General features: G+C 44.1%; 21 protein-coding genes. 12 read left to right on the plus strand and 9 right to left on the minus strand.

The window, feature by feature from the left end:
• The first annotated feature begins 4 nt into the window (after positions 1 to 4).
• Entirely contained in the window at positions 5 to 1,648 is a 1,644-nt protein-coding gene (locus tag QQ041_RS17575) for a VRR-NUC domain-containing protein (RefSeq protein WP_285954629.1), read from the plus strand.
• 201 nt (positions 1,649 to 1,849) lie between these two features.
• A complete protein-coding gene (locus QQ041_RS17580) occupies positions 1,850 to 4,204 on the plus strand; it encodes a fatty acid cis/trans isomerase (protein ID WP_285954630.1) in 2,355 nt (784 codons plus the stop codon).
• 173 nt (positions 4,205 to 4,377) lie between these two features.
• Here QQ041_RS17580 and torS read toward each other — a convergent pair whose 3' ends face one another.
• Complete coding sequence (gene torS, locus QQ041_RS17585) at positions 4,378 to 7,389, minus strand: TMAO reductase system sensor histidine kinase/response regulator TorS (protein WP_285954631.1); 3,012 nt, start codon at positions 7,387 to 7,389, stop codon at positions 4,378 to 4,380.
• 92 nt (positions 7,390 to 7,481) lie between these two features.
• Here torS and torT point away from each other — a divergent pair, with 92 nt between their 5' ends.
• Positions 7,482 to 8,510 (plus strand): TMAO reductase system periplasmic protein TorT, encoded by a 1,029-nt coding sequence (gene torT, locus QQ041_RS17590; protein WP_285954632.1) that lies wholly within the window; start codon positions 7,482 to 7,484, stop codon positions 8,508 to 8,510.
• Positions 8,511 to 8,570: 60 nt separating this feature from the next.
• A complete protein-coding gene (locus QQ041_RS17595) occupies positions 8,571 to 9,026 on the plus strand; it encodes a methylglyoxal synthase (protein ID WP_052880060.1) in 456 nt (151 codons plus the stop codon).
• Between the two features lie 93 nt (positions 9,027 to 9,119).
• Here the strand turns inward: QQ041_RS17595 and QQ041_RS17600 are convergent, their stop codons facing one another.
• Both QQ041_RS17600 and helD read right to left on the minus strand, forming a co-directional pair.
• On the minus strand, positions 9,120 to 9,470 hold the full coding sequence (locus QQ041_RS17600) for a VOC family protein (RefSeq protein ID WP_146490120.1): 351 nt from the start codon (positions 9,468 to 9,470) through the stop codon (positions 9,120 to 9,122).
• Positions 9,471 to 9,552: 82 nt separating this feature from the next.
• Entirely contained in the window at positions 9,553 to 11,628 is a 2,076-nt protein-coding gene (gene helD, locus QQ041_RS17605) for a DNA helicase IV (protein WP_285954633.1), read from the minus strand.
• A 177-nt stretch (positions 11,629 to 11,805) separates the two neighbouring features.
• Here helD and yccS point away from each other — a divergent pair, with 177 nt between their 5' ends.
• From yccS to QQ041_RS17630, 5 genes are all read left to right on the plus strand, one after another.
• Positions 11,806 to 13,989, plus strand: a complete 2,184-nt coding sequence (gene yccS, locus QQ041_RS17610) for a YccS family putative transporter (protein ID WP_052880058.1) — start codon at positions 11,806 to 11,808, stop codon at positions 13,987 to 13,989.
• Between the two features lie 354 nt (positions 13,990 to 14,343).
• On the plus strand, positions 14,344 to 14,505 hold the full coding sequence (locus QQ041_RS17615; RefSeq protein ID WP_179946897.1) for a hypothetical protein: 162 nt from the start codon (positions 14,344 to 14,346) through the stop codon (positions 14,503 to 14,505).
• Between the two features lie 121 nt (positions 14,506 to 14,626).
• Positions 14,627 to 14,947 carry a hypothetical protein gene (locus QQ041_RS17620; protein WP_060981525.1) on the plus strand — a complete coding sequence of 107 codons (321 nt, stop codon included), beginning with the start codon at positions 14,627 to 14,629 and terminating at the stop codon, positions 14,945 to 14,947.
• Positions 14,948 to 15,108: 161 nt separating this feature from the next.
• Complete coding sequence (locus QQ041_RS17625; protein ID WP_146490118.1) at positions 15,109 to 16,371, plus strand: hydroxymethylglutaryl-CoA reductase; 1,263 nt, start codon at positions 15,109 to 15,111, stop codon at positions 16,369 to 16,371.
• A 75-nt stretch (positions 16,372 to 16,446) separates the two neighbouring features.
• Complete coding sequence (locus QQ041_RS17630) at positions 16,447 to 17,367, plus strand: LysR family transcriptional regulator (protein WP_285954634.1); 921 nt, start codon at positions 16,447 to 16,449, stop codon at positions 17,365 to 17,367.
• A gap of 40 nt (positions 17,368 to 17,407) precedes the next feature.
• Here the strand turns inward: QQ041_RS17630 and QQ041_RS17635 are convergent, their stop codons facing one another.
• The 3 genes from QQ041_RS17635 to QQ041_RS17645 all read right to left on the minus strand — a co-directional run bounded on the left by QQ041_RS17635 (position 17,408) and on the right by QQ041_RS17645 (position 20,808).
• On the minus strand, positions 17,408 to 18,322 hold the full coding sequence (locus tag QQ041_RS17635) for a YjjW family glycine radical enzyme activase (protein ID WP_285954635.1): 915 nt from the start codon (positions 18,320 to 18,322) through the stop codon (positions 17,408 to 17,410).
• Between the two features lie 56 nt (positions 18,323 to 18,378).
• A complete protein-coding gene (locus QQ041_RS17640) occupies positions 18,379 to 19,935 on the minus strand; it encodes a YjjI family glycine radical enzyme (protein ID WP_285954636.1) in 1,557 nt (518 codons plus the stop codon).
• Between the two features lie 273 nt (positions 19,936 to 20,208).
• The gene (locus QQ041_RS17645) at positions 20,209 to 20,808 is read right to left on the minus strand and encodes a methyltransferase (RefSeq protein ID WP_060981529.1); all 600 of its coding nucleotides are present in this window, start codon (positions 20,806 to 20,808) and stop codon (positions 20,209 to 20,211) included.
• A 161-nt stretch (positions 20,809 to 20,969) separates the two neighbouring features.
• Here QQ041_RS17645 and QQ041_RS17650 point away from each other — a divergent pair, with 161 nt between their 5' ends.
• Positions 20,970 to 21,848: a LysR family transcriptional regulator gene (locus QQ041_RS17650; RefSeq protein ID WP_146490114.1), complete on the plus strand. Its 879-nt coding sequence runs from the start codon at positions 20,970 to 20,972 to the stop codon at positions 21,846 to 21,848.
• 34 nt (positions 21,849 to 21,882) lie between these two features.
• On the opposite strand, the gene QQ041_RS17655 is transcribed toward QQ041_RS17650, so the two are convergent.
• Positions 21,883 to 22,233 (minus strand): hypothetical protein, encoded by a 351-nt coding sequence (locus QQ041_RS17655; protein ID WP_285954637.1) that lies wholly within the window; start codon positions 22,231 to 22,233, stop codon positions 21,883 to 21,885.
• A gap of 364 nt (positions 22,234 to 22,597) precedes the next feature.
• Between QQ041_RS17655 and QQ041_RS17660 the strand changes: the two genes are divergently transcribed.
• Entirely contained in the window at positions 22,598 to 23,494 is an 897-nt protein-coding gene (locus tag QQ041_RS17660; protein WP_285954638.1) for a cation diffusion facilitator family transporter, read from the plus strand.
• A gap of 49 nt (positions 23,495 to 23,543) precedes the next feature.
• Here the strand turns inward: QQ041_RS17660 and yddG are convergent, their stop codons facing one another.
• Together yddG and yjjG are read right to left on the minus strand one after the other, a co-directional pair.
• Entirely contained in the window at positions 23,544 to 24,476 is a 933-nt protein-coding gene (gene yddG, locus QQ041_RS17665; protein WP_146490112.1) for an aromatic amino acid DMT transporter YddG, read from the minus strand.
• Positions 24,477 to 24,663: 187 nt separating this feature from the next.
• The gene (gene yjjG / locus QQ041_RS17670; RefSeq protein ID WP_285954639.1) at positions 24,664 to 25,338 is read right to left on the minus strand and encodes a pyrimidine 5'-nucleotidase; all 675 of its coding nucleotides are present in this window, start codon (positions 25,336 to 25,338) and stop codon (positions 24,664 to 24,666) included.
• Positions 25,339 to 25,551: 213 nt separating this feature from the next.
• On the opposite strand from yjjG, the gene QQ041_RS17675 reads away from it, so the two are divergent.
• A complete protein-coding gene (locus QQ041_RS17675) occupies positions 25,552 to 25,704 on the plus strand; it encodes a hypothetical protein (RefSeq protein WP_285954640.1) in 153 nt (50 codons plus the stop codon).
• Positions 25,705 to 25,929 lie beyond the last annotated feature (225 nt).

Below are 25,929 nucleotides of genomic sequence, written 5' to 3' on the forward strand. Positions count from 1 at the left end.
TCCATTGACGACCGAAACCACTCTTCAGCTCTCCCCTACTTATTATCTCGACAACTTCAATCGGTTGGTTGAACACGCTCAAACGCTCTATCCCGAGCTTTTGAGTGACGAAGAATGTCGTTGGTTGTCCGCATACAAGCGTCTTTCTGTTGCAAGCCAATGCTTAATGGTTCGTTTACTTTCTCGCAAGGGCTGCTGGTTTCGAAGTGATAAACTCAGCTATGTTGAGATTCCTGATTTAAATAGTGCACTACGAGAGTTAAACACCTCTGGCTTCATTACGTTAAGTCACCCTACTAACAAACATGACTTGGAAATCACTCAGATCGAACTTGGATTGCACCTGCTCACCAAGCCTGAACTGCTATATGTATTCCCGTCTCTTAAGAACAACAAAACTGCTAAAAAAGACCAACTGTTAGCGTTCCTTGAACCACAAGCTTTTGATCAGTTCCAAACTCTACCCTTCGACTGTATTTACGTGGTCGAATCCGAAGTAATTGATGTATTGCTGATTCTCTTCTTCGCCAATACTTACCAAGACCTAAGCCAGTTTGTGTTAAGTGACCTTGGACTCAACACCTTCGAGAACTATCCATTAAGCAAGCAGCGCCGCTTCTTCACTTCCAGAGATCAACTCAAACAATTGCTCCAGATACGCGATATTCAACGCTTGTATTCAGAAGGAGACCGCAAAGACGGTGAGTTTTTTGAGCAACTTTTACAGTCGATACCAGCAGAATCAGAACACAGAAGCATTGCTAGAAAACGATCGCGATTGATCAATGACCTCGCACGTGACCTAGAAAGGCTCAACCAAAATGACCAAGCTGTTTTTTGGTTCAAGCAATCTGCACTTCCTCCGAGCAGAGAGCGACTTGCGCGCCTCTATGGGAAGCAAGATGAATTAGACTTAATGTGTGACATTGTCACGCAAATGCAAGCTACTCCATCGGATGTGTCAGAGCTTGAGGTCGCGGTTAAGCTTGAACAGAGGTTATTACGGAAACAGGGCCACAAGGTCCCTCGCCCTTCAAAGCCAAGTTGCGCGCAGATAAAACTAGAATTGGATCTCAGCCAAACGCGAGTCGAGCTCGCGGTAAAACAACATTTTGAAAGCCAAGGTTGGGATGTCTACTTTTCCGAAAACAGCTTTCTGTGTGGTTTGTTCGGTTTGGCTTTCTGGGATGTCATTTTCTCTGATGTCGAAGGTGCTTTTATCAATCGTTACCAGCATCGGCCATTGGACTTGTATCACTCAGACTTTGTAGACAAGCGAGCCGAGCAAGTTGAAGCTGTTTTTCAGACGATATCCAAACATGGGCTGAACCATTTGCTCGATATTTACGATGAAAAGCAAGGCATCGCCAATCCCTTTGTTCATTGGAATCATTTCCCTAAAGTACTCATCAAACACAGTATGGAAGCTATTTCTAGCGCCTTGATTATCGAACTCTTCAAAGTGTTATTGAGTGACTTAAAGCTATTTAGAACCGGGATGCCCGATTTGATTGCGTTCAAAGACGAAGGGTTTCATTGGATTGAAGTCAAAGGCCCAGGAGATAAACTGCAAGACAACCAATGGCGCTGGATCAAAGAGTTTGAGCGATTGTCCGTCCCTTTCTCTGTTTGTTACGTCAATCAATGAGTCTTACTTTTGGCTCATGGCTGTGAGCTCTTGGCACTTGAATCTAGCTAGGTCTAAGCCTTAATTTCCGAGCAAAAGCGAGTGACATGCATCGACAAGTTACTCTGTCCCATCAAGATCTTATCTATAAGATTGTTAGAACATGAGCATTTTCAATCATTTTCGATATAATTAGAGAAAATGCTTAATATATAAATACGTATGAATTTGAAAAAACTCTTCATTTTAGCTTTTGTTAGTGTCTTCTCAGGTTGTGCCGTCTACGCGGGTTTAAACTTCGACGAACTGTTTGGCGAACAACAAGTACGCGATCGCCAAGCTCCTATTCTTTCGGCTCAAGCACAGCACTTTATTGACGAAGTAAAGCCTATTATTGATAACCGTTGCGTGGTTTGTCACGCTTGTTATGACGCTCCTTGCCAACTCAAAATGTCTTCAGTAGAAGGCATAGACCGAGGCGCGAGCAAGGCACTCGTTTATCAAGGCACCCGCTTAACTGCATCAGCCCCTACTCGCTTATTTGAAGATGCTTTAACCACACAAGAGTGGCGCGATGCGGGTTTTCATCCGGTTCTCAACGAGCGCATGCAAAACTCAACGGCGAACCTAGATGCTGGCCTTGTTTCTCGCATGTTGATTCAGAAAGAGAATCACCCTCTGCCCGATCAAACACAGCTTGAAGGTTTCGACTTTTCAACCGATCGCGACCAACAGTGCCCAACGATTGAAGAGTATGCTCAATATGAGAGAGATTACCCAACTTGGGGGATGCCTTATGGGATGCCGAATTTAGATAAAACAGAATACGCGACTTTAATGAGTTGGTTGGAAAATGGCGCATTAATGAACGACCACATTCCACTGAATGATGCTGAACAAGAGCTCGTTAATGTCTACGAAAGCTTTTTAAATAAAAGTGATAATAAGAGCCAACTTTCAGCTCGTTACATCTACGAGCACCTGTTTTTATCTCACGTCTATTTTTCTGATCTAGCACAACCAACGCGTTTCTTCACCCTTGTTCGTTCTGCAACACCTCCAGGTGAAGCGGTACAACGCATCACAACTCGTCGCCCTTATGACGACCCAAAAGTAGACCGTGTTTACTACCGCCTCATTCCAGAGCAAGGCACCATTGTCGACAAAACGCACATGCCTTTCGCACTCAATAAGGAACGACTACAAAACTGGAATACCTGGTTTGTCGATGCTAACTACGCTGTAAAACAACTTCCTAGTTACAACATTGATGTTTCTGCTAACCCAATGACTTCGTTTGAAGCGCTGCCAGTAAACTCGCGTTTCCATTTCATGTTAGACAACGCTCAAAACACCATCATGGCCTTTATCAAGGGGCCAGTGTGCCGTGGTCAACTTGCCCTAAATGTGATTAACGACCGCTTTTGGATTTTCTTCATTGACCCCGAGAAAGCCGATTTACCAGAAATAAATGCCTTCTACGCGAGCCAAAAGAAAAACTTAAAGCTACCTAGTGAGCTCAAGAGCAACACTGTGCCTGTCACAAACTGGGTAAGATATGCGAAACAACAAGCACGATACCTAAATGCGAAATCAGACTTCACTAATCAATGGTTCGAAAGTGGCGTGAACCTAGACACTGGCATCATTTGGGATGGCGATGGCGTCAACCCAAATGCAGCCCTCACCATCTTTAGACATTTTGATAGCGCATCTGTTGTGCAAGGGTTAGTTGGCACACAACCTAAGACAGCGTGGATTCTTGATTACGCTCTTCTAGAACGCATTCATTACCTTCTCGTTGCAGGCTTCGATGTTTACGGTAACTTTGGCCACCAACTGATTACACGCATGTTCATGGACTTCTTGCGCCTTGAAGGTGAGAGTAATTTCTTAACCCTTCTTCCTAAAGACGTTCGGCATATTGAGCACTCTAGTTGGTATAAAAACCAAAGCACACAATTAAGCGACTACTTGCAGCGTAATATTGCACCTTTTGAACAACCAACCAGTGTGGTTTACAAAACGGCCGATCCTAAACGTGAACTGCTTAATATGATAAAAGATAAGCTTGCACCTGTGCTTGATAATCGCTTTGATATTGTCGAAACCGGTTTGGGTAGAAAGAATGAAGCACTGCTTAATCAAGTGAATTTGATTAAGGGAGAGGGCCTACGTCATGTTCCTCAGTTAGTGATGATCATGATTGAAGGTGAAAACGGCGAAGAGCAACTGTTCACCATGATTCACAATAACGCCCACAGCAACATTTCTAGCCTTTTTAATGAAGAAGGTAACCGTGATTACGCCAACGACGACTTAACACTCGTACGAGGCGTTGTGGGAAGCTACCCTGCCGCTTACCTTTCATTAACCGAGAGCGAGATACCTGCTCTGGTTAAAACGCTGCAAAACTTAAACACAGAAGAGGACTACGTGGCGATGCTAGACAAGTTTGCGGTACGACGCAGTTCTAGTGAGTTCTGGCCGTTCAGTGATCGAGTGCATCGTTGGTATCAACAAAACCAACCGATTGAGTTTGGTTTATTAGATTACAACCGCTTTGAAAATAGATAATAAGTGGTAAGCCTTGGTTTTAGTTCTAGCTCTGGGAGAGATTAGTTTTGAAAGGCTAGTCGTTCTGAAAGAAGGCTAACTTGCACGGTATAAAAAATCCTCTGACGAGTATTCGTACAGAGGATTTTTTGTTGGTGTGCAGCTTAGGTATTGTTTAAAACAAACTCATACCATTACGCAGAAACATAAGGGAGAAGAGCCTCCAACGAGCCTTTTACCAATTCAGACAAAGCTTGGTCGTTATCTCTATACTGCAATAATGGATCTTCGCTTGCTTCAATGCTCTGACACAAACTGTACAGTGCTGATAAACCCAAGCTACCCGCAGATCCTTTAAGCTTGTGCGCTAAAGACTTCACTTCTCGTCCATTATCGGCTTCACTCGCCTCGACTAATTCATTCAAGGTAAGGTTGCTGCTCTCCTCGAAAAGCACAACGATTTGCTTCATTTTCTCTAACCCAAGGATCGATAGGTCACCCTCGATCACTTTTGAATCAATCAGTTTCACCGGAGCATCCCCTTCATCTTGAGCGTCAGTTGTCGTCGCGTGTTTTGCCAAAACATCAGCCACCTGTGCCGAATGCAGTTCATCATAGTTGCTCGTAATAATACGGTTACCGTTTTGCTTACAAACAGCATCATTTGGATCGGGCTGTGGCAACAATAGTGTTTTACCATCAAGTTGAGCAACGATGAGCTGAGAAAGTGCTTCTTTTTCAAGTGGCTTAGGTAGGAAACCATCAAATCCTGATGCTAAATAGCTCTCGACTTCCTCTTTGAATACGTGAGCTGATACTGCAATCATAGGTGGAACTTTGCGGGTGGCACTTTGCACATGCTGGAGCGCATCATCTTTAAGTTGTTGAATTAACTCAACCCCATCGCAATCTGGTAAGTTAATGTCTACCAATGCAATATCAAACTCTTGTTCACTGAATATGGCTCTCGCTTCTTGCCCGGTTGTCGCTATCACAACATCATGGCCTAAGTTATTCAAAAAGCCTTCGGCAACAATGCAGTTCACCGGATTGTCTTCAATTAGAAGTACTTGCGCTCGAATACACGCTTCAATGACCGGTACTTTCGTTTCTATCATCTCACCGGCTTCAAGTGGCAGTGAGAACCAGAACTGGCTTCCCTCGCCTTCTTCAGAATGAACACCAATATCCCCATTCATTGCCAGCATAATACTTTTGCTGATCGCTAACCCGAGTCCAGTACCACCCGTTTTGTTACGACCGCTATCGGTTTGGGTAAAAGCGTCAAACAGACAAGCTTGCTCGCTTGCATCAATTCCGACACCAGTATCAGACACTTCAAACATCACTCGATTTTGATCTTCGACATCTAAGCTAATGAAGATATCGACCGAGCCACTTTCAGTAAACTTAATCGCATTGCCGACCAAGTTATTTAAGATTTGGCTAATTCGTGTTACGTCGCCTCGCCAATAACGTTGCACGTCACTTTCGATATGGAAATCAAAATTTAGCTTCTTCTCGGCGGCTCGTCCTTCCATTAGCTGGTAGGTGTCTTGAACCATCTGATGAAGGTCAAAGGAAGCCGTGCGTATCTCTAAATGCCCCGCTTCTATCTTGGAGTAATCCAACACGTCATTCAAAATCGCCAGTAAGTTCTTACCGCTGCGGTTAATGATGTCAGCATAGCCTGATTGCAGAGGGTCTAACCCTGTATCTTTGAGCAATCTTGCGGTCCCTAACACACCGTTCATCGGCGTTCGTATTTCATGACTCATCGTCGCAAGGAAAGCGGATTTCGCTCGGCTTGCTTGTTCTGCCGCGTTGCGGGCTTTAGCGTGATTGCCCACCTCGATATTCAACTTTTCATTGGTTTTTTGCAGTTGATAAGTTCGATCAGTAATCAACTCTTCGAGATGCTCTTTGTGCTCTTCAAGCTCGCGTTTCGCTTTTGCTTCGCCCACCGCGACCACTTGCAGTGCCTGCGCGGTGTTTCTGGCGGTAATGATCGCCTCGCCCATATGAGCCAACTCATCATTACCCTTAACCGAGATATCAATATTCAGGCGACCTTGTGCGATAGACATCAAAGCCGATGAGTATTCAGTAAGACGTTTAACAACCGAGATATACACCACTCGCCACACGATAAATGCGACGATTACCAAACCAATAACCGAAATCACAGACAGCGACCATTGAGCCAGATTCAGTGTACTGGTCAACTCATCAACCGCTTCTTTGGTGCTTCGGTTTGAATCATCAACCAGTTGGTTAACCGTTGTATTCAGCTGAGAGAACAACTCCAGCGTGTTTTGCATCAGAAACTCTGACTTCTTGGTGTTCTCATATTGTTCTAACGAAATATCAAACACGACTTGGCGTTTTCTTAGCTCTTCAAGAAGCTGAGACATCTGCGCTGAACGAGTAGGATCTTCGACCGCTTTAACGCGACGTGCCATGATTCTTAGGTTGGATTCAAATTCAGATTGGATTTGATGAATACGCTCAACATTGGTAACTGTCTGTGTTTCTTCAATTTGATTAAGCATTTTAAACGCCAGCAAATGCAATTCGTGTAGGCGTTCAGACAAATCAAGGTCAACCTCAACAAGCGCATCTAGGGCTTGGTAGGCTTTATCCGTTTCTTTGGTTTCTAGCAGGTCGTAAATGTGCGTTACGTTAGCAACTGCAATGGTCGCCGTGTTCAAAACTTGGGTTCGCGTCAGCTGTTCTAGCTCTTCGGCAAGTAGGCGCATCTCTTCAACACGAGACGACAACTCTTTGCTTAACCAAAGCTTACGTTCAACCGACACCCCCAACTCAGCCAGTGTATTAATAACACTTTGGACATTGTTTTCGAGTTTATTGAGGAGTTGAGAATCGAAGCTGTCGACGCCAAGCTCTTTGATGTGCTGAAGAAGCGACTCAAGTTGGTCGAACAATACCGTTCCAGCCTCTTTTCGCTCAGCCTCGTTTCTCGCATTAGAAAGCGTTTGTACCGATGAAATAATACGATTACTCAACTCAGAAACCTGGCGAGCTTCGATCATGGCAGGAAGCGCCGAATCAACGACGTTTCTTTCCGTTTTTGCTACAAAGCTAAAACCAGAAACACCGATCAATGCAGACAATAGAACCAACAGTGCCATCACTAAGAATGAGGCCAGCAGCTTGCGTCCAATACTCGCTGAAGCTAACAACATAAACTCTAAACCTTAAAACGTTCTTCTTTACCCCTGCAGAATACGCTATATTTTGCAGTGTTTCTTATCTAAAACCAATAAAACGGCAATTCATGCTATCTAGACCTTTCACTTCAAAAATTCTTGTCTCACTACTGGCCTCAGTGACCACTGTTGCAAGTGCTAGCGAGCCTTTAAGCCCAATCAAACCCGCAGAGGCCACATCACACAAAGAGAAAATTTGCGCCATTTATCCGCACTTAAAAGACTCTTACTGGTTATCTGTCAACTACGGCATGGTCTCAGAAGCAGCAAAGCAGCAAGTCGAACTCCGAGTTTTGGAAGCTGGTGGTTACCCTAACGTGGCCAAACAAGCCTCACAACTGGTGCTTTGCACACAATGGGGAGCAGATGCCATTATTTTAGGCACAGTTTCGCCTAATGCTTATCACGACAATCTTACAGATTGGGTTGGCTCTACCCCTGTGTTTGCGACCGTTAATGAGTTAACCATCAATGAAGAGCAACAGAAGGTATTGAAAGGCACAGTCGGAGTCGATTGGTATCAAATGGGGTTCAAAGTCGGAGAATTTTTGTCGAAGAGACACCCTAAAGGGTCAGGAGAAACACCTATCGCCCTGTTACTTGGCCCACAAGCAAGTGGTGGCACTAAGCCTGTTGCACTTGGCTTTTATGATGCTATCAAGTCGAGCGATATCAAAATCGCGATCAGCTATTGGGCAGATAACGATAAAGAACTACAAAGAAACTTAGTACAGCAAGTCATTGAGCAACCGGATATTCAATATATTGTTGGAAGCGCTGTTGCTATTGAAGCCGCGATAAGTGAGCTGAGAGCGGCAGGTAAAACCAAAGAAATTGGATTGGTTTCGAGTTACTTAAGTCACGGAACTTACCGTGGCTTACTTCGTAACAAGGTTCTTTTTGCGCCAACAGATAAAATGGTTGAGCAAGGTCGCCTATCGGTAAAACAAGCCGCGAATTACTTGCGCGGACAACCTTATGAAGAACATAACGCACCAACTATCGAAACGCTAACACCGGCAACACTCAAAGATCAAATTATCGCCGACTCATTGTCACCTTCTGAGTTTCGACCGGTATTCAGTGTGAATCCATAGTGCTATATTGGCTGAAGAACTCAAAACAATAAAAACGAAACAATAATTTAGGGAACATTCATGCAAAAAACGACGCGTACTATGCCAACGCATAAGAATATCGCTTTGGTCGCTCATGACCATTTCAAACCTGAGCTACTAAGATGGGTCAAAGAGAACAAAGAAAAACTACAAAAACATTTCCTTTATGCAACGGGCACTACGGGTTCTCTACTGAGTAAAGAGACAGGCTTAGCGATTAAGAGCATGATCAGCGGCCCTATGGGTGGTGACCAACAGCTTGGCGCGCTTATTTCAGAAGGCAAAATCGATATGCTGATTTTCTTCTGGGATCCACTGAATGCCGTTCCACACGACCCGGACGTAAAAGCACTGCTTCGTATCGCAAGTGTTTGGAACATTCCTGTAGCGACTAACCGCGCTACAGCAAACTTTCTGTTTAACTCTTCACTGCTTGAAGAAGAAGTGATCATTGAGATCCCTGACTACGAAGCGTACCTAGCTGAGCGCACGTAATCGCACGTTAAATGTTATCTCTACTGAACAGACTAAAAAGCCTGCTTAATCGCAGGCTTTTGTTTATCTAAATATAGAAATTCTTAGTAAAGGCTATTTGTCACTCCACACCGCCATTTCGTTGCCACTTGGCTCTCTAAAATGGAAACGTCTGCCACCGGGAAAGCTAAAGACCTCGCGGTTTATCTGACCACCAGCATCGATCACATCGCGCTCAGTTTGCTCAAGATCTTCGCTATAGAAAACCATCAGCGCAGCGCCGTTATCTGTATTCGACGCCAGATCTGCTAAATAGAAGCCGCCCATTAAGCCTTTCCCTTCAAAAGCAGAATACTCAGGCCCATAATCTTCAAATTTCCAAGCAAACACTTGGCTGAAAAACGCCTTGGTCGCTGCGATATCCTTCGCGGCAAATTCGATGTAATTGATTGAGCCATGTTCCATATGTATGTCCTTCTACTTTATGTCTGCGAATAAAATACAGCGAAAGCAACTTGAGCCCTTAGTCGACACCTAATCTAAGCGGTTACTTCTTACGAACCACTTGGTAATCAGAACCATGCAGCTCTTGCACAAAGCCAGACCCGTCGCCACTGTGCGTAATCCACACTTTCTCTTTCGCTCGCGTCATTGCTACGTAAAACAAACGACGCTCTTCCGCATAAGGGAACGCGTCTGATGATTCGGTCAATGCGCCATCAATATGCAGCTGTTTCTTCTTGGTCGGGAACTGTCCTTCGTCAACACAAAGAATAATGACAAAGTCCGCCTCTTTACCTTTACTGCCGTGGCAAGTCATGAACTTGATATCAATGGAGGTGAAGATCTTCTTCCAGTCTTCCAACAACTCTGGTTTGTGGTAATGGTTACGTCCAAGTAGCAGCACAGACTTGTTGGTTTTGCCTTTAGCTTGGCGGTTCAATTGATCAAGGATCTTCTCAACTTCTTTGCTTGGCGCACTGTACACCGCCTTCTGTTTCTGTTGCTTGAAGCTGTTAAGTTCTTTCGGAATCTGAATCGGGTTTTCTTGTACAAAGCGATTGGCAACCGCACCTAACTGATTGTTAAAGCGGTAAGTGGTATCGAGGTGATGAATGGTCGAGCTTTCAAATCGACCTTTAAAGCCGGTGGTCAAATCAACATCCGCCCCCGCAAACTGATAAATAGACTGCCAGTCATCGCCTACCGCAAAAATAGAGGCTTGATGCTCAGCTTTCGACTGATTACAAAGTGCTTCAACCAAGGCAAGGCGATCTGGAGAGATGTCTTGGTACTCATCGATCATGATGAATTTCCAAGGAGAAATAAATTTGCCTTTCTCGACATACTGAGTCGCTCGACTGATCATGATTGAGAAGTCGATATGATTCTGTTCTTTCAGTTCTTTTTGCCAAGCCGTCACACATGGCCAACACAGTGAAAGCTCGCTGTTGAGGCGCGTATAGTCTCGGTGATCAATCAGCTGTTGTTGTACTTCTTTCTTCGATAAACCCGATGCATTCAACTGTTCAAGCTGCTTTTCAAGCCAACCAATCAGTTTGAGGTTTGAAACATGACTACCTAGCTCATCGTCACCGGTTAAGTAAGCAATTGGCCATTTAGACAAGTGCTTCTGCCAACGTTTGAAGTTAGTCGGCGTCATCCAGTGCTTTTTCAACCAATCAATACACCACGCCTGACGTTGGTTATCATCAAGTGCTAACGGAGAAATAACCACGCGTTCAGGCTCTACCTGATTGAGGATCTTTAAACCCAACTGGTGGAAGGTGCTGACTTGTACCTTCTCTGCTGATAAACCAATTTTACTATCGAGGCGCTGCTTCATCTCTTCAGCTGCTTCTCGACCAAAGGCGAGCAATAACAACTCTTCAGCTTGAGCTTGATGGCTTTGCAGTAAATACGCGACGCGAGCCGTCAGAACACTGGTTTTACCCGAGCCTGCGCCTGCTAAAATAAGGTTGTGATCATCATTCATCAACACCGCATATTGCTGTGATAAGTTTAGTGGTGACGATTCACATTGTGCAAACAACACTTCCCAGTTTTTTCGCTCGGTCTCTAGCCATTGCTGGTTTCTTTCAGCTTGCTTGATTTCCGTTTCAGATAACCATGGCTGCATTCTCGCGATACGGTTTGGCATACGCTGCGCGGCTTCATCCAGAGTCATAGTCATGCTTTCTAAACCAGCGTTGACCATATCGACCCAAGTGTTGACCTTAGAATGCGGTAGGAAAGCTGGCAATTGCTCTAAACGAGTTAATTCAGCTTCCCATTGAGGAACGTGTTCAGCCAATTGTTCACATTGGGTGTCATGCCACTTCTGATAAGCGGCAACTGACGCACGTGCAAATTGACGACATTGATCCCAAGGTAGGCCTTGTACCAACCAACTGCGCTGTTTTCCATCTTGTTGATTAGCAAAGAATTGCAGCGATCCCCAAAACAATCCGCGTTTGATCGCGATCTTGCCACTCCAAATAGTAAACGGAATACGCTCTTCACTGCCTACTGAAGATAACAGCAAGCGTGGGCCATCAAGTTCAACCTGATGATATTCATTTTGAATAAAAAATTGTGCAGTCTTGTTAGCGCTTAGCTGCATTGGAGTGTGCTCTTAATTAGGAATATTGAATTTATATCATGATGCAATGAGAATTAATAATATCTCACATCTTATCGACGCATTCATGACCACCTAAGGGCAATTATGGATAAGTATCAAATTCTTGTGCTTGATTTCTGTTAGGATTATGGTTTTTAGTGTGTCAAGCGAGCAACTGTGGACTTCTCAGCCAAATTACGCCTCTATTGGGCGAACAAAACCATAAATTACAGCGTATTAATTCTCATCACTCTGCTCGGTGTTGTGGTTCCTGCTTGGTATTATGAACAAAACACACTGATCACTCCTTTGATTTTAGGTGTTATTGCTGCGGCTCTTGCTGAAAGTGATGACAGCTTTACTGGGCGTTTAAAAGCACTCACACTGACCTTTATCTGTTTCGCCGTTGCGGCTTTCTCTATCGAGATTCTCTTCGATACGCCTTGGTTATTCGCGTTAGGGCTTTTCGTTTCAACCTTCTCTTTTATCATACTCGGGGCAATTGGCCCTAAATACGCGAGTATCGCGTTTGGTTCTCTCTTAGTTGCTATCTATACCATGCTCGGTGCCCACGAGAGCACCAACCTTTGGTTTCAACCGCTTCTACTGTTAACTGGCGCCGCTTGGTACTACTTTATGTCGATGATTTGGCAGATAGTATGGCCAATGCAGCCCGTGCAGCAAAACCTAGCTACGGTATTTGATCAAATCGGCAATTACATTGATTCAAAAGCGGAACTATTTTATCCCGTTTCAGATTTAATTCCTCAACCACACCGAATCATTGAAGCCAAGCTCAACGCTAGTACTGTTAACGCACTCAACATGTGTAAAGCGACGCTGCTTAATCGCTCTAAACGCGGGCACATTGATGGACCAAGTGACCGATTCCTAAATACTTACTTCATCGCACAAGATATTCATGAACGCGTAAGCTCAAGCCATTATCGCTATCAAGAGCTGGCAAAACACTTTGAACGCTCTGACGTGTTGTTCCGTTTTAAATACCTACTCGAAGCCCAAGCCACAGCCTGTAAAGAAGTGGCGAGCTCATTAAAGGTTGGTGCGGAATACCAACATGGTGATAAATCTGTACTGGCACTTGATGAGCTTATGTCTTCACTTAACCATCTACACCAACAGAACAAGCCCGAGTGGAAATCGCTGTTAAACCAATTGGATTACTTATTCAATAACCTGGCAACGGTTGAAAAACAGCTCTCAAATATCAGTAACCCAGATGCAGAGAAGATTGAAGAAGGTGTATTAGACGACACAAACCCACACACGTTGACGGCAATGTGGCATAAAATCAAAGCCAACCTGCATACCGACTCCATGCTGTTTCGTCATGCGATTCGTATGGCGATCACGCTGACACTCGGCTACGGAATCATCCAAGGGTTTAATATTGAGCGTGGTTATTGGATCCTGCTAACAACACTGTTTGTTTGCCAACCTAACTATAGCGCTACCCGCCAAAAGCTAACTGCCCGTGTTATAGGCACGGTTGCAGGCCTATTGATTGGCGTACCGCTACTGACTTTCTTCCCTTCCCAAGAGAGCCAGTTGGTGTTCATTGTGATCAGTGGCGTGATGTTCTTTGCGTTCAGAATCAATAACTACGGCTTCGCGACCGGTTTTATCACACTGCTTGTGCTCTTCTGCTTTAACCAGTTAGGAGAAGGCTACGCAGTCGTTCTACCAAGACTAGCGGATACCTTTATTGGCTGTGCCCTCGCCGTACTTGCTGTCATTTATGTATTGCCGGATTGGCAATCGAAGCGACTGCACAAAGTAATGGCGGATGCGCTCGATTCCAATAAAAACTATCTCGCTCAGATCATTGGCCAATACCGCGTAGGCAAGAAAGACAGCCTCAACTATCGTATCGCTCGTCGTAGTGCACACAATAACGATGCAAATCTGACTGCCGCGATCAGTAGCATGTTGGTTGAGCCAGGCAAGTACCGTACATCTGAAGATGAGAGCTTCCGATTCCTAACACTCAATCATGCCCTACTTAGCTATATCTCAGCTTTGGGAGCACACAGAACGCGTATCGATGACGAAGCCACGCATAAGCTAGTTCTTGATGCACACAGAGTAATACACGAGCACCTAGATGCTCTAAATGATCAGCTCTACTCCCACCAAGAACAATGTGAAGTGAAAAATGCTTACGACCCTGAGCTTGATAAACGTTTGAGTGAATGGCGTGAAGAAGATGAGAGCTCTGTCAGAATGGTCCTACAGCAGCTACATTTGATCTATAGAATGCTACCAGAACTGCATACCTTAGCGACCAAATTTGCGGTTAAGGTTAAGATAGATAAACCGTTTGAAACGGAAGTATCTTGAGTAACAAACAAAATACCGTAAAAACAAAAAGATAGAGAAACTGCTCAGATATTGATCGCTAGATGTTTTTATATATTGCTCTATCAAAACCCCAACCTTGATAGAGCAACTACTTGCTTAGCCTTACTCCATAAGGGTTAAAGAGATTTTACATTGTAGGAATTTTCTGACTTTGATTGACCAAGCCATAACTTTGCCTAACATTTCTCGGACAAAAAACGACCACATAAATTTATAGTTGTCCTAGTTTTAGGAAACTTCAAACATCATTTAATATTCACTTAATCTTGTTTGATTTCCTGTATCAGTAGGCTATGCTCTATAGAGCATATAAATTTGAACTAAGGTCACAATATGAATACACAGCAATTTGAAGCATTTAAGCAACAAATACAGCTTCTTAGTCCACAGCAATTGAAAGCGCTTCAAGGCGAGATCGACGGTAATCTTGAAACAGACCAACCTTCTGTGCTAACTGATGAAGAGTTAAACGCACTAAATGACCTGTTCAGTTAATAGACAGACGTCACTATTTTAGCTTAAGTTCACATTTTCACCGTAAATTTCATCTGTTCACCATTGCGCTCAAAATATCGTCCACCTAGACTCATTTCATACGTCAATAAAAGGTTCTGTTATGTCGATATCTGGTATTCAATCTGGTTACGCCATTATTCAGCAGTCAACCAACATGGCTGAAGAAGCCGCAATCGAGCTTAATCAAGCCTCTAAACACTCCTTAGAATCCGACGACGCTTTCCAAACTAGCGATTTCAGCTTTAATCAAATAGAGCCAGAGCAATCCATTTCGTTTAAAGACAAAGAACCTGAGCCTACTTCATCCTCAACTGATGCCCTAATAAAACTGACACAAAGCGCAAGTTATAACCGCATTGGTGCGAGTGTGGTTGATCGTCAAAACGAAGCTATCGGTAGCCTTCTCGACATTCATATCTAAATTTCACTCAAATACAGCCTATATTTCGTGAAACTTCGCTGCTTTTTGCTTCAACAACCACACAAACTGTAACTCATTATATCAGGCGCTTGTTTCTGGTTTATTACTCGGTAGAATCAGCGCAAACCAATTTGCTGCACAAACTTTACTTCATACTATTTATGCCAAAACTAAATCTGCATCGCCGTGACTATGTTTCTATTTTAGGAGGCGACATCTCCGCAGACGAATTAGAAAAAAAGCTTCAGCCTCATTTTGAAAAGCCAGCAAATAAGCTGACACCTAGCCCCTACCTGACAGAAAAGAATCTCACACGTCGTTGGACAGCTCTCGATAATGCAGATTCACAGCAAGAACTGCTCGACCCTCATACACAAAGCCAGATCCAAGCTTATGAGAAAAACATTGAGCACTTTATTGGCACGGTTAAAGTCCCTGTTGGTGTATCTGGCCCACTAAGAGTTAATGGCCTGTTTGCTACGGGTGATTACCTCGTACCACTTGCAACCACCGAAGCAGCGCTTGTCGCATCTTATAACCGCGGCTCAAAACTGATCACCGCATGTGGTGGGGCAAGTGCAATGTTGCTCAATGAAGGGGTAACACGCACTCCTGGGTTTGCATTCCAAGGCTTAGTTGAAGCCGGACAGTTTGTGGCTTGGGCAGTTACCCAGTATGACCAGTTCAAGATCTTGGCAGAATCGACAACTTCGCACGGCAAACTTACCGACATCAACATCAACATCGAAGGTAACCACGTTTACTTGGTGTTTGAATTTCTAACCGGAGACGCTTCTGGTCAGAACATGGTGACCATTGCTACCAATGCTGTATTTGAGTACATCATAGAAAATACTCCAGTGAAGCCCGACCATGCGTTCCTTGATGGCAACTTGTCAGGCGATAAGAAAGCCAATACCCAAACCTTACGCAGCGTTCGTGGTAAAAAGGTAACGGCAGAAGTGAATATTCCTGCAGAGCTTGTCGCGAAATACCTACATACGACGCCAGAGAAGATGGTCCAATTTGGTCAAATGACCACAGTCGGTGGCGCTTTGAGTGGTACTATCGGTATCAATGCTCATTATGCGAATGCGCTGGCGGCACTTTATATCGCTTGCGGCCAAGACGCGGCCTGTGTCGCTGAGTCAGCGATTGGTATGACGCGTATGGAACTCAACAAAGAAGGCGGTTTATACGCTAGCGTGACACTGCCTAACTTAATGGTAGGGACTGTCGGCGGTGGTACCGGCTTACCAAGTCAAAAAGCCTGTTTAGATTTACTTGGCTTGCATGGCAACGGTAAATCACAAGCTCTCGCTGAAGTTTGTGCTGCACTGTGTTTGGCGGGTGAGCTATCAATCGTAGGCGCATTTTGCGCAGGCCACTTTTCACGAGCGCACCATAAGCTAGCTCGTAAATAACCTTTATACAATTTGGCTTGTTCGGTTTTGTCGTTCATGCAAAATCACAAGCCAATCTCAATACGTGAGTCATAAATGGATTACTTACACTTATCGAGGGTGAGCCTTAAGCACCTCACTGCGCTGCATATTATGCTGAACACTCATAGCGTGACTCAAACCTCTGAGCAGCTCTGTGTCAGTCCTTCAAGTGTGAGTAAGACTCTGTCTCAACTTCGTGAGATCCTTAACGATGAGCTGTTCTATCGAGATGGTACTAAGCTCATCCCAACGCCCTTTGCACTGCAAGTCGCTCCAACGGTTCACGCAATTCTTTCTAGTATGAATGGATTGCTTCATCAGAAGAGTTTTGCTCCTGATGAGTATCAAGGCAGCTTTTCACTTTCGATGCGTGAAAGTACCTTCGAGGTGTTCGCGTCTAAGATAAGCAAAATCACCACTAAACTCGCGCCAAAAGCCAAACTCAACATCTATTCAAAGCAACAGCTCGGCTTCGATGCTTTGCTCAGCGGCAAGGTCAACTTGATCTTATTACCCCATGATATATCTCAACCGCCGACCGATAATAAAGAGCTGGTTTGGGAGACGATTCTTCCAGATGAGATGGTTTGTTTAATGGGTGCACACCACCCTCTTGCTCAGCAAGAGCTGACGATTGAAGGCTACTTAGATTACAAGCACATTGGAATTCTAGATAACGAACTGTCTCAGCCTTATTTTGAGCAAAACTTGGTTCAATGCCATAAGCCAAGAGAGATGGCAATATCAGTAGCGGATTTCGGCGCAGCGGCAGTGTTGTGTCATCACACCCCTTTCCTATTCACCTGCTCTAAACAGTGGGCCGAACATGCAAAACAAGCGCACGGTTTAGTGAGCAAGCCACTTCCCTTTGATTACGGTAAAGTGGCTTATAGCTTAGTGTGGAACAAGCCGAACATGAATGATCAGGCGATCAAATGGTTGTGTGACCTGTTTTTGGAAACTGAATGCTCTTAGTAGAAACCTAAGTCTTTTCATAATTGATTATCTAAAGATATTAGGTATAAACCTCAGGGGTTTGCATCGGTCTTTGAACTATGGCGTAGAGCTTATCGTAAAAGCTCTGCATTTGTTGCTCTGTACACTTCGGCCAATCTAGCGCTTCGCCAATCACGCCGTGATGTTGAAACGCATTGAGTCGAATTCGAACATCACTTGGCAGCACCTTTAAATAACGCCCCACCTGTTCAATTTCGTCCTCAAGGTCGCTTTTGTTCGGTATATGCAGCAACCTAACCTCGTGTAACCTCCCTTTATCAGCTAAGTATTTGATGGTCTCAAACACCCTATGATTACCTCTGCCTACTAACCATTGATGTGTTTCCGATTGCCATGATTTTAGGTCTATCATCGCGCCATCAAGATAAGGCAATACCTTGCCCCACCCTTGAAGTGACAGCGAGCCATTACTATCAATAAAGCACGTGAGATACGCTAACTGCGGATCACGTTTAATCGCTTGAAACAGTTCGATGATAAACGGCAACTGCATGGTCGCTTCACCGCCAGAAACAGTAATGCCACTTAAGAAAAACTGATTATGTCTAACGAGTTCAAGCACCTCTGAGACTGTCATTGTGGTAATTTTCGGGCTCGATTTATGATCGCAGATATCGATGCATTGGTCGCAATTGGTGCAAGCAACTGGATCCCATTTTACTTTGCCTTCAACACTGCTCAAAGCGCCACTAGGACAGCCGCTAACGCAGTCACCACAATGGTTACAGTGATTGATTGTGTGGGGGTTGTGGCAAGTAATACAGTCAAAGTTACAGCCCTGAAGAAACAGCACTAAGCGGTTTCCCGGGCCATCAACACAAGAAAAGGTCAGCACACGGCTGACCTTCGCTTGTTTTTCTGTCTTATTATTTTTAACCCTAGCCATTTGAGTTGTTAGATCAGAAATTTTCATAATTCACATTGTTCGCATTCGAAACGCACCATACACATAACGCACGCACGTTAAAGCTATTCGTATGTCGGCGACATCTCTAAGCTCACCACGCGTGGTTTACGCTCTAGTATGCCCGTGTTCTTCGCAGCTTCAGCACCTAAGAAGGTGGTATTGGTGCGTGAGCCTTGCTCGTCGTATTTTGCAATGTCAGACAGCTTAATCATGTAACCCGTCACACGAACCAAATCGTTTGATGCCACGTTAGCCGTGAACTCACGGTAACCCGCTTGAATCGCACCTTTACACAAGTTGAACATCGCTTCAGGGTTAGATTTCACTGTTTCGTCGATGGTCAGAATGTCACTGATGCCCGAGGTGTAGAACTTATGGTGACCAGCGGTAGCACGAACGTAAGAGACTGGATCCGGTTCGGTACCATAAGGAATACGAACACCCGGCGTCACATCTTCATCTAAGCTAATACCGCCTTGAGCATGCAGCAGAGCTTTACCTTCTAACCCATACTTCACTTCAGAGCTTTCAACGATCTCAGCCAGCTTTTCAGAGATACGATGGCCAAGCTGATTAGCCTGTTCATCGTGACCATAGCGTCCTGCTTGGCCTTCTTTCTCCATCAAGATGTTCACGGCTTCAGCCATACCGTAGATGCCGAACATTGGCGCAAAACGGTCTTCTTCAATCAAGCCTTCTTGGGTTAAGAAACCCTCAAAAAAGTTAGATTCTTCATGTAAGAATCGGCTACGCGCATTCATAAGCTCAACCATGACAGCGCTGTAGTTTGGTAGCACTTGCTGCAAAAAATCAGCACTGTCTTCAGACTTCAATGCTACCTGCTTAAGGTTCATACGTACTAAAGTGTTAGAACCACCAGCTAAAGGCAGTGAGTTGTAGCAACTCACAATACCAAATCGTTTATCACCATAAGCCGCAGCATGCGCTGGGTAGTTGGCAATGTGTGGCTTACTGCATTCACAGATGTTGCTCGCCGCATGACGCAGCAGATCATCAGGCGTCACGGCTGGGTCATACATAAAGGTCAAGTTAGGGGCAATCTGCTTGAGTTCAGCATCTACACGTAAAATAGTACGGCAGATAACATTGTCTGTTGGCCCGATATTCACATGCATAAACGCATCTGGCAGCGTGCGGTCCAGCATGATCCAGAACAGCTTAAGCTTTTGATAAAGCTGACCTTCCGTTAACTCGCCAACGAAAGGCATCAACACATCATCCAACTGACCTAAATAAACCGGAATTGATGTTACGGATGGCACGTGGTGGTAGAGGATGGTGAGCATGTTCAATGCTTCATCGAAATTAGTTGCCGCGCTAAGCTCTAAATACTTTGAGCCTTGATGTAAGTATTTAGAATAATCGGGAAGCACATAGCGCGGCTTAAATGGTGCATGGCCTTCGAACATGTCACACAGCACACCTTGTTGTAAGGCTTGCTCTACTTCATTGCTTACCGACATATACGGCAGGCTAGCTTCAGCTTCTAGAGCAAGATAGCTCGACTTCTGTTTTGGTGACAGGTTGGCATCTGAAATGATATTGCTAAAGCGTTGTTGTTGCTCTGAAAGTTGTGGAGAAGCAGATTGGTGGCTCATGATTAAACCCTTGATATTGTTATGGGCTTATTCTATATCTGGCCATTAGATTTCCACTAGTGAAATGTATGCAATGGTATATTTCCAAAATGGAAATACACGGGATGTACACGAAAGATAAACAATAAAGGACAAGAAGAGTTAATAAAGATTTAGCATTAGTGGAAAGTATACCGCCTAAAAGACAAAACCCACATAACTGACCTTAAAGCCGTTAATGTGGGTTTAGTCTTTTAAATGAGTATTCTAAATGCTAACTCAAGCTACGAACGATTACAGGTGAGGAAGCGCTTGCTTGCGTCCAACACCCATCAACACCTTTAACGCTCCTTGTGGAGTGTCAATCGAGAACGGTGTAGAGACTTCAACCACTGCAAAGCCCGCTGCACTCAATACATTCTCTGAGCGCTGTCGGCTTACGCCATAGTCTTCACTATCGTTTTCTAAGTACCAATCCCAGTGTACAAACGTGCCGTCATTCTCAAGCAGCGTGTAAATAAGACTGACTGTGTCTTGTAGATTAGGGATAAAACCACACACCGAAGAGGCTACCACTAGATCAAACTGGTTTCTGAATGCTGGATGCTGCGCTGCAAGTCCGCGCGATAAAATATCAACAACCGGTTCAACGTTAGGTAGCTCTTTCTTATCTAACTCTTCAATCATCCCTTCGGAGATATCAAGTGCAATGATCTCTTTTGCTAAAGGAGATATCTTCTGGCTGAGTAGTCCTGTACCACAACCAAAATCAAGGACACGGGTTCCGTTTAAATCAACGAGCTGTGTTAACTGGTCAAATACGGACTGTGCGAATACTGCGGTCGCGGGATCTTTATCCCAATCAACGGCGTACTCGTCCCATTGTTTCGCCATCATGGCCTCCATCTTTACTTCTTGTAGGTTCGGAACCCCCACAGAGTAAACCAAATTAGTCAATTCGTCATAGAGTTATCATGCAAAGATGGACTATTTCTAAGATAGTCAGCACAATATTCAGATAATATGCACCAACCCCCGCTTAATATGGAAATGAAATGAACCTTTCTCAAGTCCAAGCCTTTTGTTCCGTTGCTGATTTAGGATCAGTTTCTGAAGCCGCACGCCAGTTAGAATGCAACCGAACCAAACTCAGCATGTCGATTAAAGCCTTGGAGAAAGAGTTAGATGTCGAGTTGTTTGTACGTAGCGGAAACCACGTTGAACTTTCTGAAGCAGGCAAAGCGATTTACAAGGATTGCGAAGGCCTATTGGTGACTGCTGCTCGTATTAAGCAAACCTGCTTGCATGTTTCGGGGGAGTTTAACGCGGAAATTTGGATTGCACGAGACGACTCCCTACCTGACGAAATGTGGCAGGACTTATCTCACACCTTAAATAACAAGTACCCTTCTACCTCATTCAATTTTGTTCTCGCATCTAGTGGTGACTTAGCCAACCTGGTCGAAACTCAGCAAGTCGATTTTGCATTTGGTGTAGATTATGAACGTGTCGATGACCCTAGAATTATCTACAACCCTCTTGGTAAGATTCGAATGATGTCTGTGTGCAAAAAAGGGCATGATCTGAGCGCGATGCGACGTGTCTCTGATGAGGTGTTAAGAAATTCTATGCAAGCTACCATGGTTTATCTCAATGAAAAGGACAACCCTGAGCTTGAGCCCTTCTCTCGCCGTTACATCGGCTTTTCTAGCTTCGACTTTATGTTGGATACAATTTTACGTGAAGAGGCGTGGGGTGTAATGCCAGAGCCATTGATTCGCCATTTATTGCGTGAACAAGAGCTAGCCGTGATCAAACACACCTACGGCTTAACGCAAGAAGACTACTGTATGTTCACTGCAGCGGGCATGGCAGAACACCCTGGAATGAATTGGTTGGCCGACCAGCTTAGTGATTACTTGTTTGATTTCTAGACGGACGACTTTTACTCCATACCTAAGTCTTGCTCTAGAAAACCATCACGTGATCAACCAAGTAACGCCCGTCTTCTTCAACCAACACCATTTCGGCTACAAACTCGCCTTTTGCAATGGCGTACGCTTGTTTCCATACAAAGGCGATGGAATCTGAGCGTCTAAATAGCGCAACTTGCTCCCGTTCAGCAAAAAAACCATTACTGTGCTGATAATGGTGACACACCTTTTCTAAATATTCTGGCGTAACGATATCCTTCATTCGCTGCGTAAAATCTCGGCAGTGTTGAGCATGGTCAACCTTGGTTGAACCTTCCATCAAGTTATCCATGATAGGCGTAGCAATCTCCCATAACTCGCTGTCATTGAGGTTATCAAACTTCATATTTATCCACTCCTTGACCCAGATGTCATACAGTTACAACTGAACGATTTACGCGACGTATTCGAATGCTAGCGTTCCCTTTATCGATATGCTTAAGTTTATGTAAACATTGAGCTCACAAAGCTGTGCGACACTGATGACTGATATATTTCATTAATCATAAACCATCTATTCTCAGTTGCACACATCCCTTAGAAAACAGTCATCGTCAACTTTATTGACACCTAAAAATCAACCTAAACCACTGAATTACAATGATTTAAATGAACTAATTAAATAGTACATATAAACGTCATCAGATAAGGTTTGTAAAGTTAGCTCATTATTAGAACAATGAAGTTATCAAAAACATCTGGAAAATATTATGTGTGACAGGAAAAGCCAAAACGAAAATCGAGTACTATTGTTCTCAGCCCTTTTAGCATCAGGCTTCGCTATTGGCGGATTGGTGTTGGGTCTTATCGTTGGCTCTCTGGTCATAGTATTTGACGGTGTCTATTCTCTTATCAGCTTACTGTTAACTTTATTGTCACTAGCTGCTTCAAAATACATTAACCGCCCTTCAGATAGAGAGTTTCCGTTCGGTCGAGCTATCATCGAACCGATTGTGATTGCGATTAAAGCCGTGGTGATTCTACTTGTGGTTGGTTATTCGCTTTACTCTGCGATTGGTGCCTTGATGACAGGCGGTCGTGAGGTCGATGCTTCTATTGCAACTCTGTTTGGTATTTTCAACGTGTTGGGCTGTGGTTATGCTTGGTGGTACATCGCGAACAAGAGCAAACGTATCTCTTCAGGTCTTATTCAAGCGGAATCTAAACAGTGGCAGATGGATACACTATTGAGTGTCGCGGTAACGGCTGGTTTCGTCGTAGCGTGGGCAATGACATTCTCACCTCTTGCATCATACGCAGTATATGCCGACCCAATGATGATGTTGCTGATGTCTTTCTACTTCATCAAAGTGCCATTCGACATGTTACGAGAAGCGATGCGTGAACTACTGATGATGTCGGCAACCAAAGACATTTGTGATGCGGTAGATAAAAACGTTGTCGCGGTAGACAAAGAAGCGGATCAAGATTTAGAGCTAATGGGCGTGACTAAGGTTGGTCCTGAGCTAAGAATCAACGTTGATATTCATACCAATGACCAAGATGCAATTACGGTTGATGATATTGAACGTACGCGCCGCCAACTTAAGCGACGCTTATCGAAGATGCCTTATGAGCTTCAATTGAATCTCAATATCGCGAGTTAAGAATCGAGAGTTAAAAAAAACAAGAGTTAACCCATCAACCTCTGGTTAACTAAGACTCTGATTGAACCTTTTTAGAAGCCGACGCCGTAACCGTCGGCTTTTTGTCTCTGGTTACCCACCAGCAAGCTAAAGAGCCAATCGTCACCATACAAACGCCTTGCCAAAACGTCATGCTCAGTGACAACCCCAAAATCATAGAAGACAGTAAGGTCGCAAAAATAGGCGTGAAATAGGACATGGTCGCTAGGAAGACCATATTGCCGCCAAGTATCGCGGTATTCCAAAGTGCGTAACCTGCGCCCATACACACACCGGCTAACACTAAGTCAATTGCAGCACTGGTTGTCATCACCATGCCGGTTTCGTTACTCACTGCGTATTTGATCCACAAGGTGATTGCAGTCGCGATAAAGAACAGCACGATCGCATTCTGTCCTTTCGCCACTTTCTGAGTGTAATTACAGTAGACCGCCCAAATAATCGCGCCGAAAAACGCCATTGAATAGGTTTTAGGGTTGGTGGCAATATTGGCAGCGATTTGATCAACAGAAAGCCCCTGATCGCCACTGATACTCCAAGCCACACCAAAGAAGGCTAAGAAAATACTTGGGTAAACCAACCAGTTAATCTTTTTATCGCTGAGCAATACCGCGAACAACACCGTCAATGCAGGCCATAAGTAGTTGATAACGGCCATTTCCAAGGCTTGATGTCGGTTGTTTGCCATCCCTAAAGCCAGAGCTAAGAAGATCTCATAACAAACGAACAGAGCACCACCAATCAACAGGTATGACTTAGAAAAGCGCGACAGCTTAGGTAACCCCATAACACAGACCAACAACAGTGAGCTCACTGTATAAAGACTGGCGGCGCCACCAATTGGGCCCAGTTGTTCTGATACGCTACGAGACAGCGCGATTAAGCAGCTCCAAAGTAAAATGGCAGCAATGCCGTAGCAGCTATGGCGATGAGATTTCAGCACGCCTCTTCCTTATTTTTATTGTAATGGGGTAATCAAAGCGAGCTTAAAGCAAAGGTAGGCTTAAACGCCACTATCGATAAGTTGCAGTAAGTAAAAATAAGTAGCCGAGCACATAACTGTACTCGGCTATCAATCATTCACTCAAAAATCTAAAAGCAATTAGCAATTAGCAATTAGCAATTAGCAATTATGCTAGTAAAAGAGCTTGCAGGTCAGCCAGAGACTTAACCTGATAATGAGGGTTAATTCCGGCTGGCGCTGCCTTTTCTTGACTATTTAACCAACAGGTTTCAATACCAAAATCTAATCCGCCTAGAATATCGGAATGTGGGTTATCTCCGACCATCAATACTCGTTGCTTAGATGGTAACCCGATCAGCTTATGGGCATATTCAAAAATTTGTGCATCCGGTTTGGCTACCCCAACCTCTTCAGAAATTATCACGTGCTCAAAGTAATCCGTCATTCCTGTACGCTCTAAACGAATTGACTGCAGCTCTGTAAAACCGTTAGTGATGATGCCCATGTTCACTTTGCCTTTTAAAGACTCCATCAACTCTTGTGCACCCGGTAATAAAGAGCAGATATCCGCCATCGCTGTTAAGAATGCACTGTTTAAAGCAGCGGTTGTTGTCTCTAATTTCTCAGCCCAGCTTTCGAAGCGCGTGTGTTTCAGTTGATCAGCCGTAATGCGACCATCTTGATAGTCTACCCATAGTGGTAGGTTAACTTCTTGATAAACGGAATAATCCTGTTCGTTGAAGTCCACACCAAAACGAGAAAACATCAGCTTCATTCCCTGATAAGCATCAAAATGGAACAAGGTTTCATCTGCATCAAAGAATATCCAGTCGTACTTCATTTTATTTCCTATTAATCACGCTGTTGAGCTGCGTTTATCTTTAGTTGTTCATTGGCTCAAAGACCAGATGTTCATTCTACTACCAATTTTGTGAGCCTGAATATAGTTCTAATAATTTATAGAAAACAAGCCACAAGTCATGATGTATCGCAAATTTTGCCACATATTAAACCAATACCATACAATAAATACACTTAGGTACCGGGAGGTACTATGAAGCACTTTTTACCATCGTCTGTCATGCTTACCCCTTTTCTTGTCAAATACTATGACGAGGAGTCAGAAGACACGCTTGATTCTGAAGAGTCACAAGAACCTGAAATTGAATGCAGCGATGACTCAGATAAAACGTCGACACCAACCTAACTAGAGGAGTTTTTAATGAAAAACCTTATTTTTCATTGTTATAGAGCGCCATACTGTCTCTAATTTAGTCGATTTATCGCGATCTATTACTGACAATCAACACAGCCAAAAACCATGAAAACGATTGCTATATGAGCCCTATCACAACGACTAGCCACAAAGTGGTAGTTCGAATTCAAAGTTGTTCCAGATCAATGGTCGACCACTTGAATGCCGACAACATGT

The organism is Vibrio sp. TMPB1044 (assembly GCF_030442075.1).
Classification (GTDB): Bacteria; Pseudomonadota; Gammaproteobacteria; order Enterobacterales; family Vibrionaceae; genus Vibrio; species Vibrio satsumensis.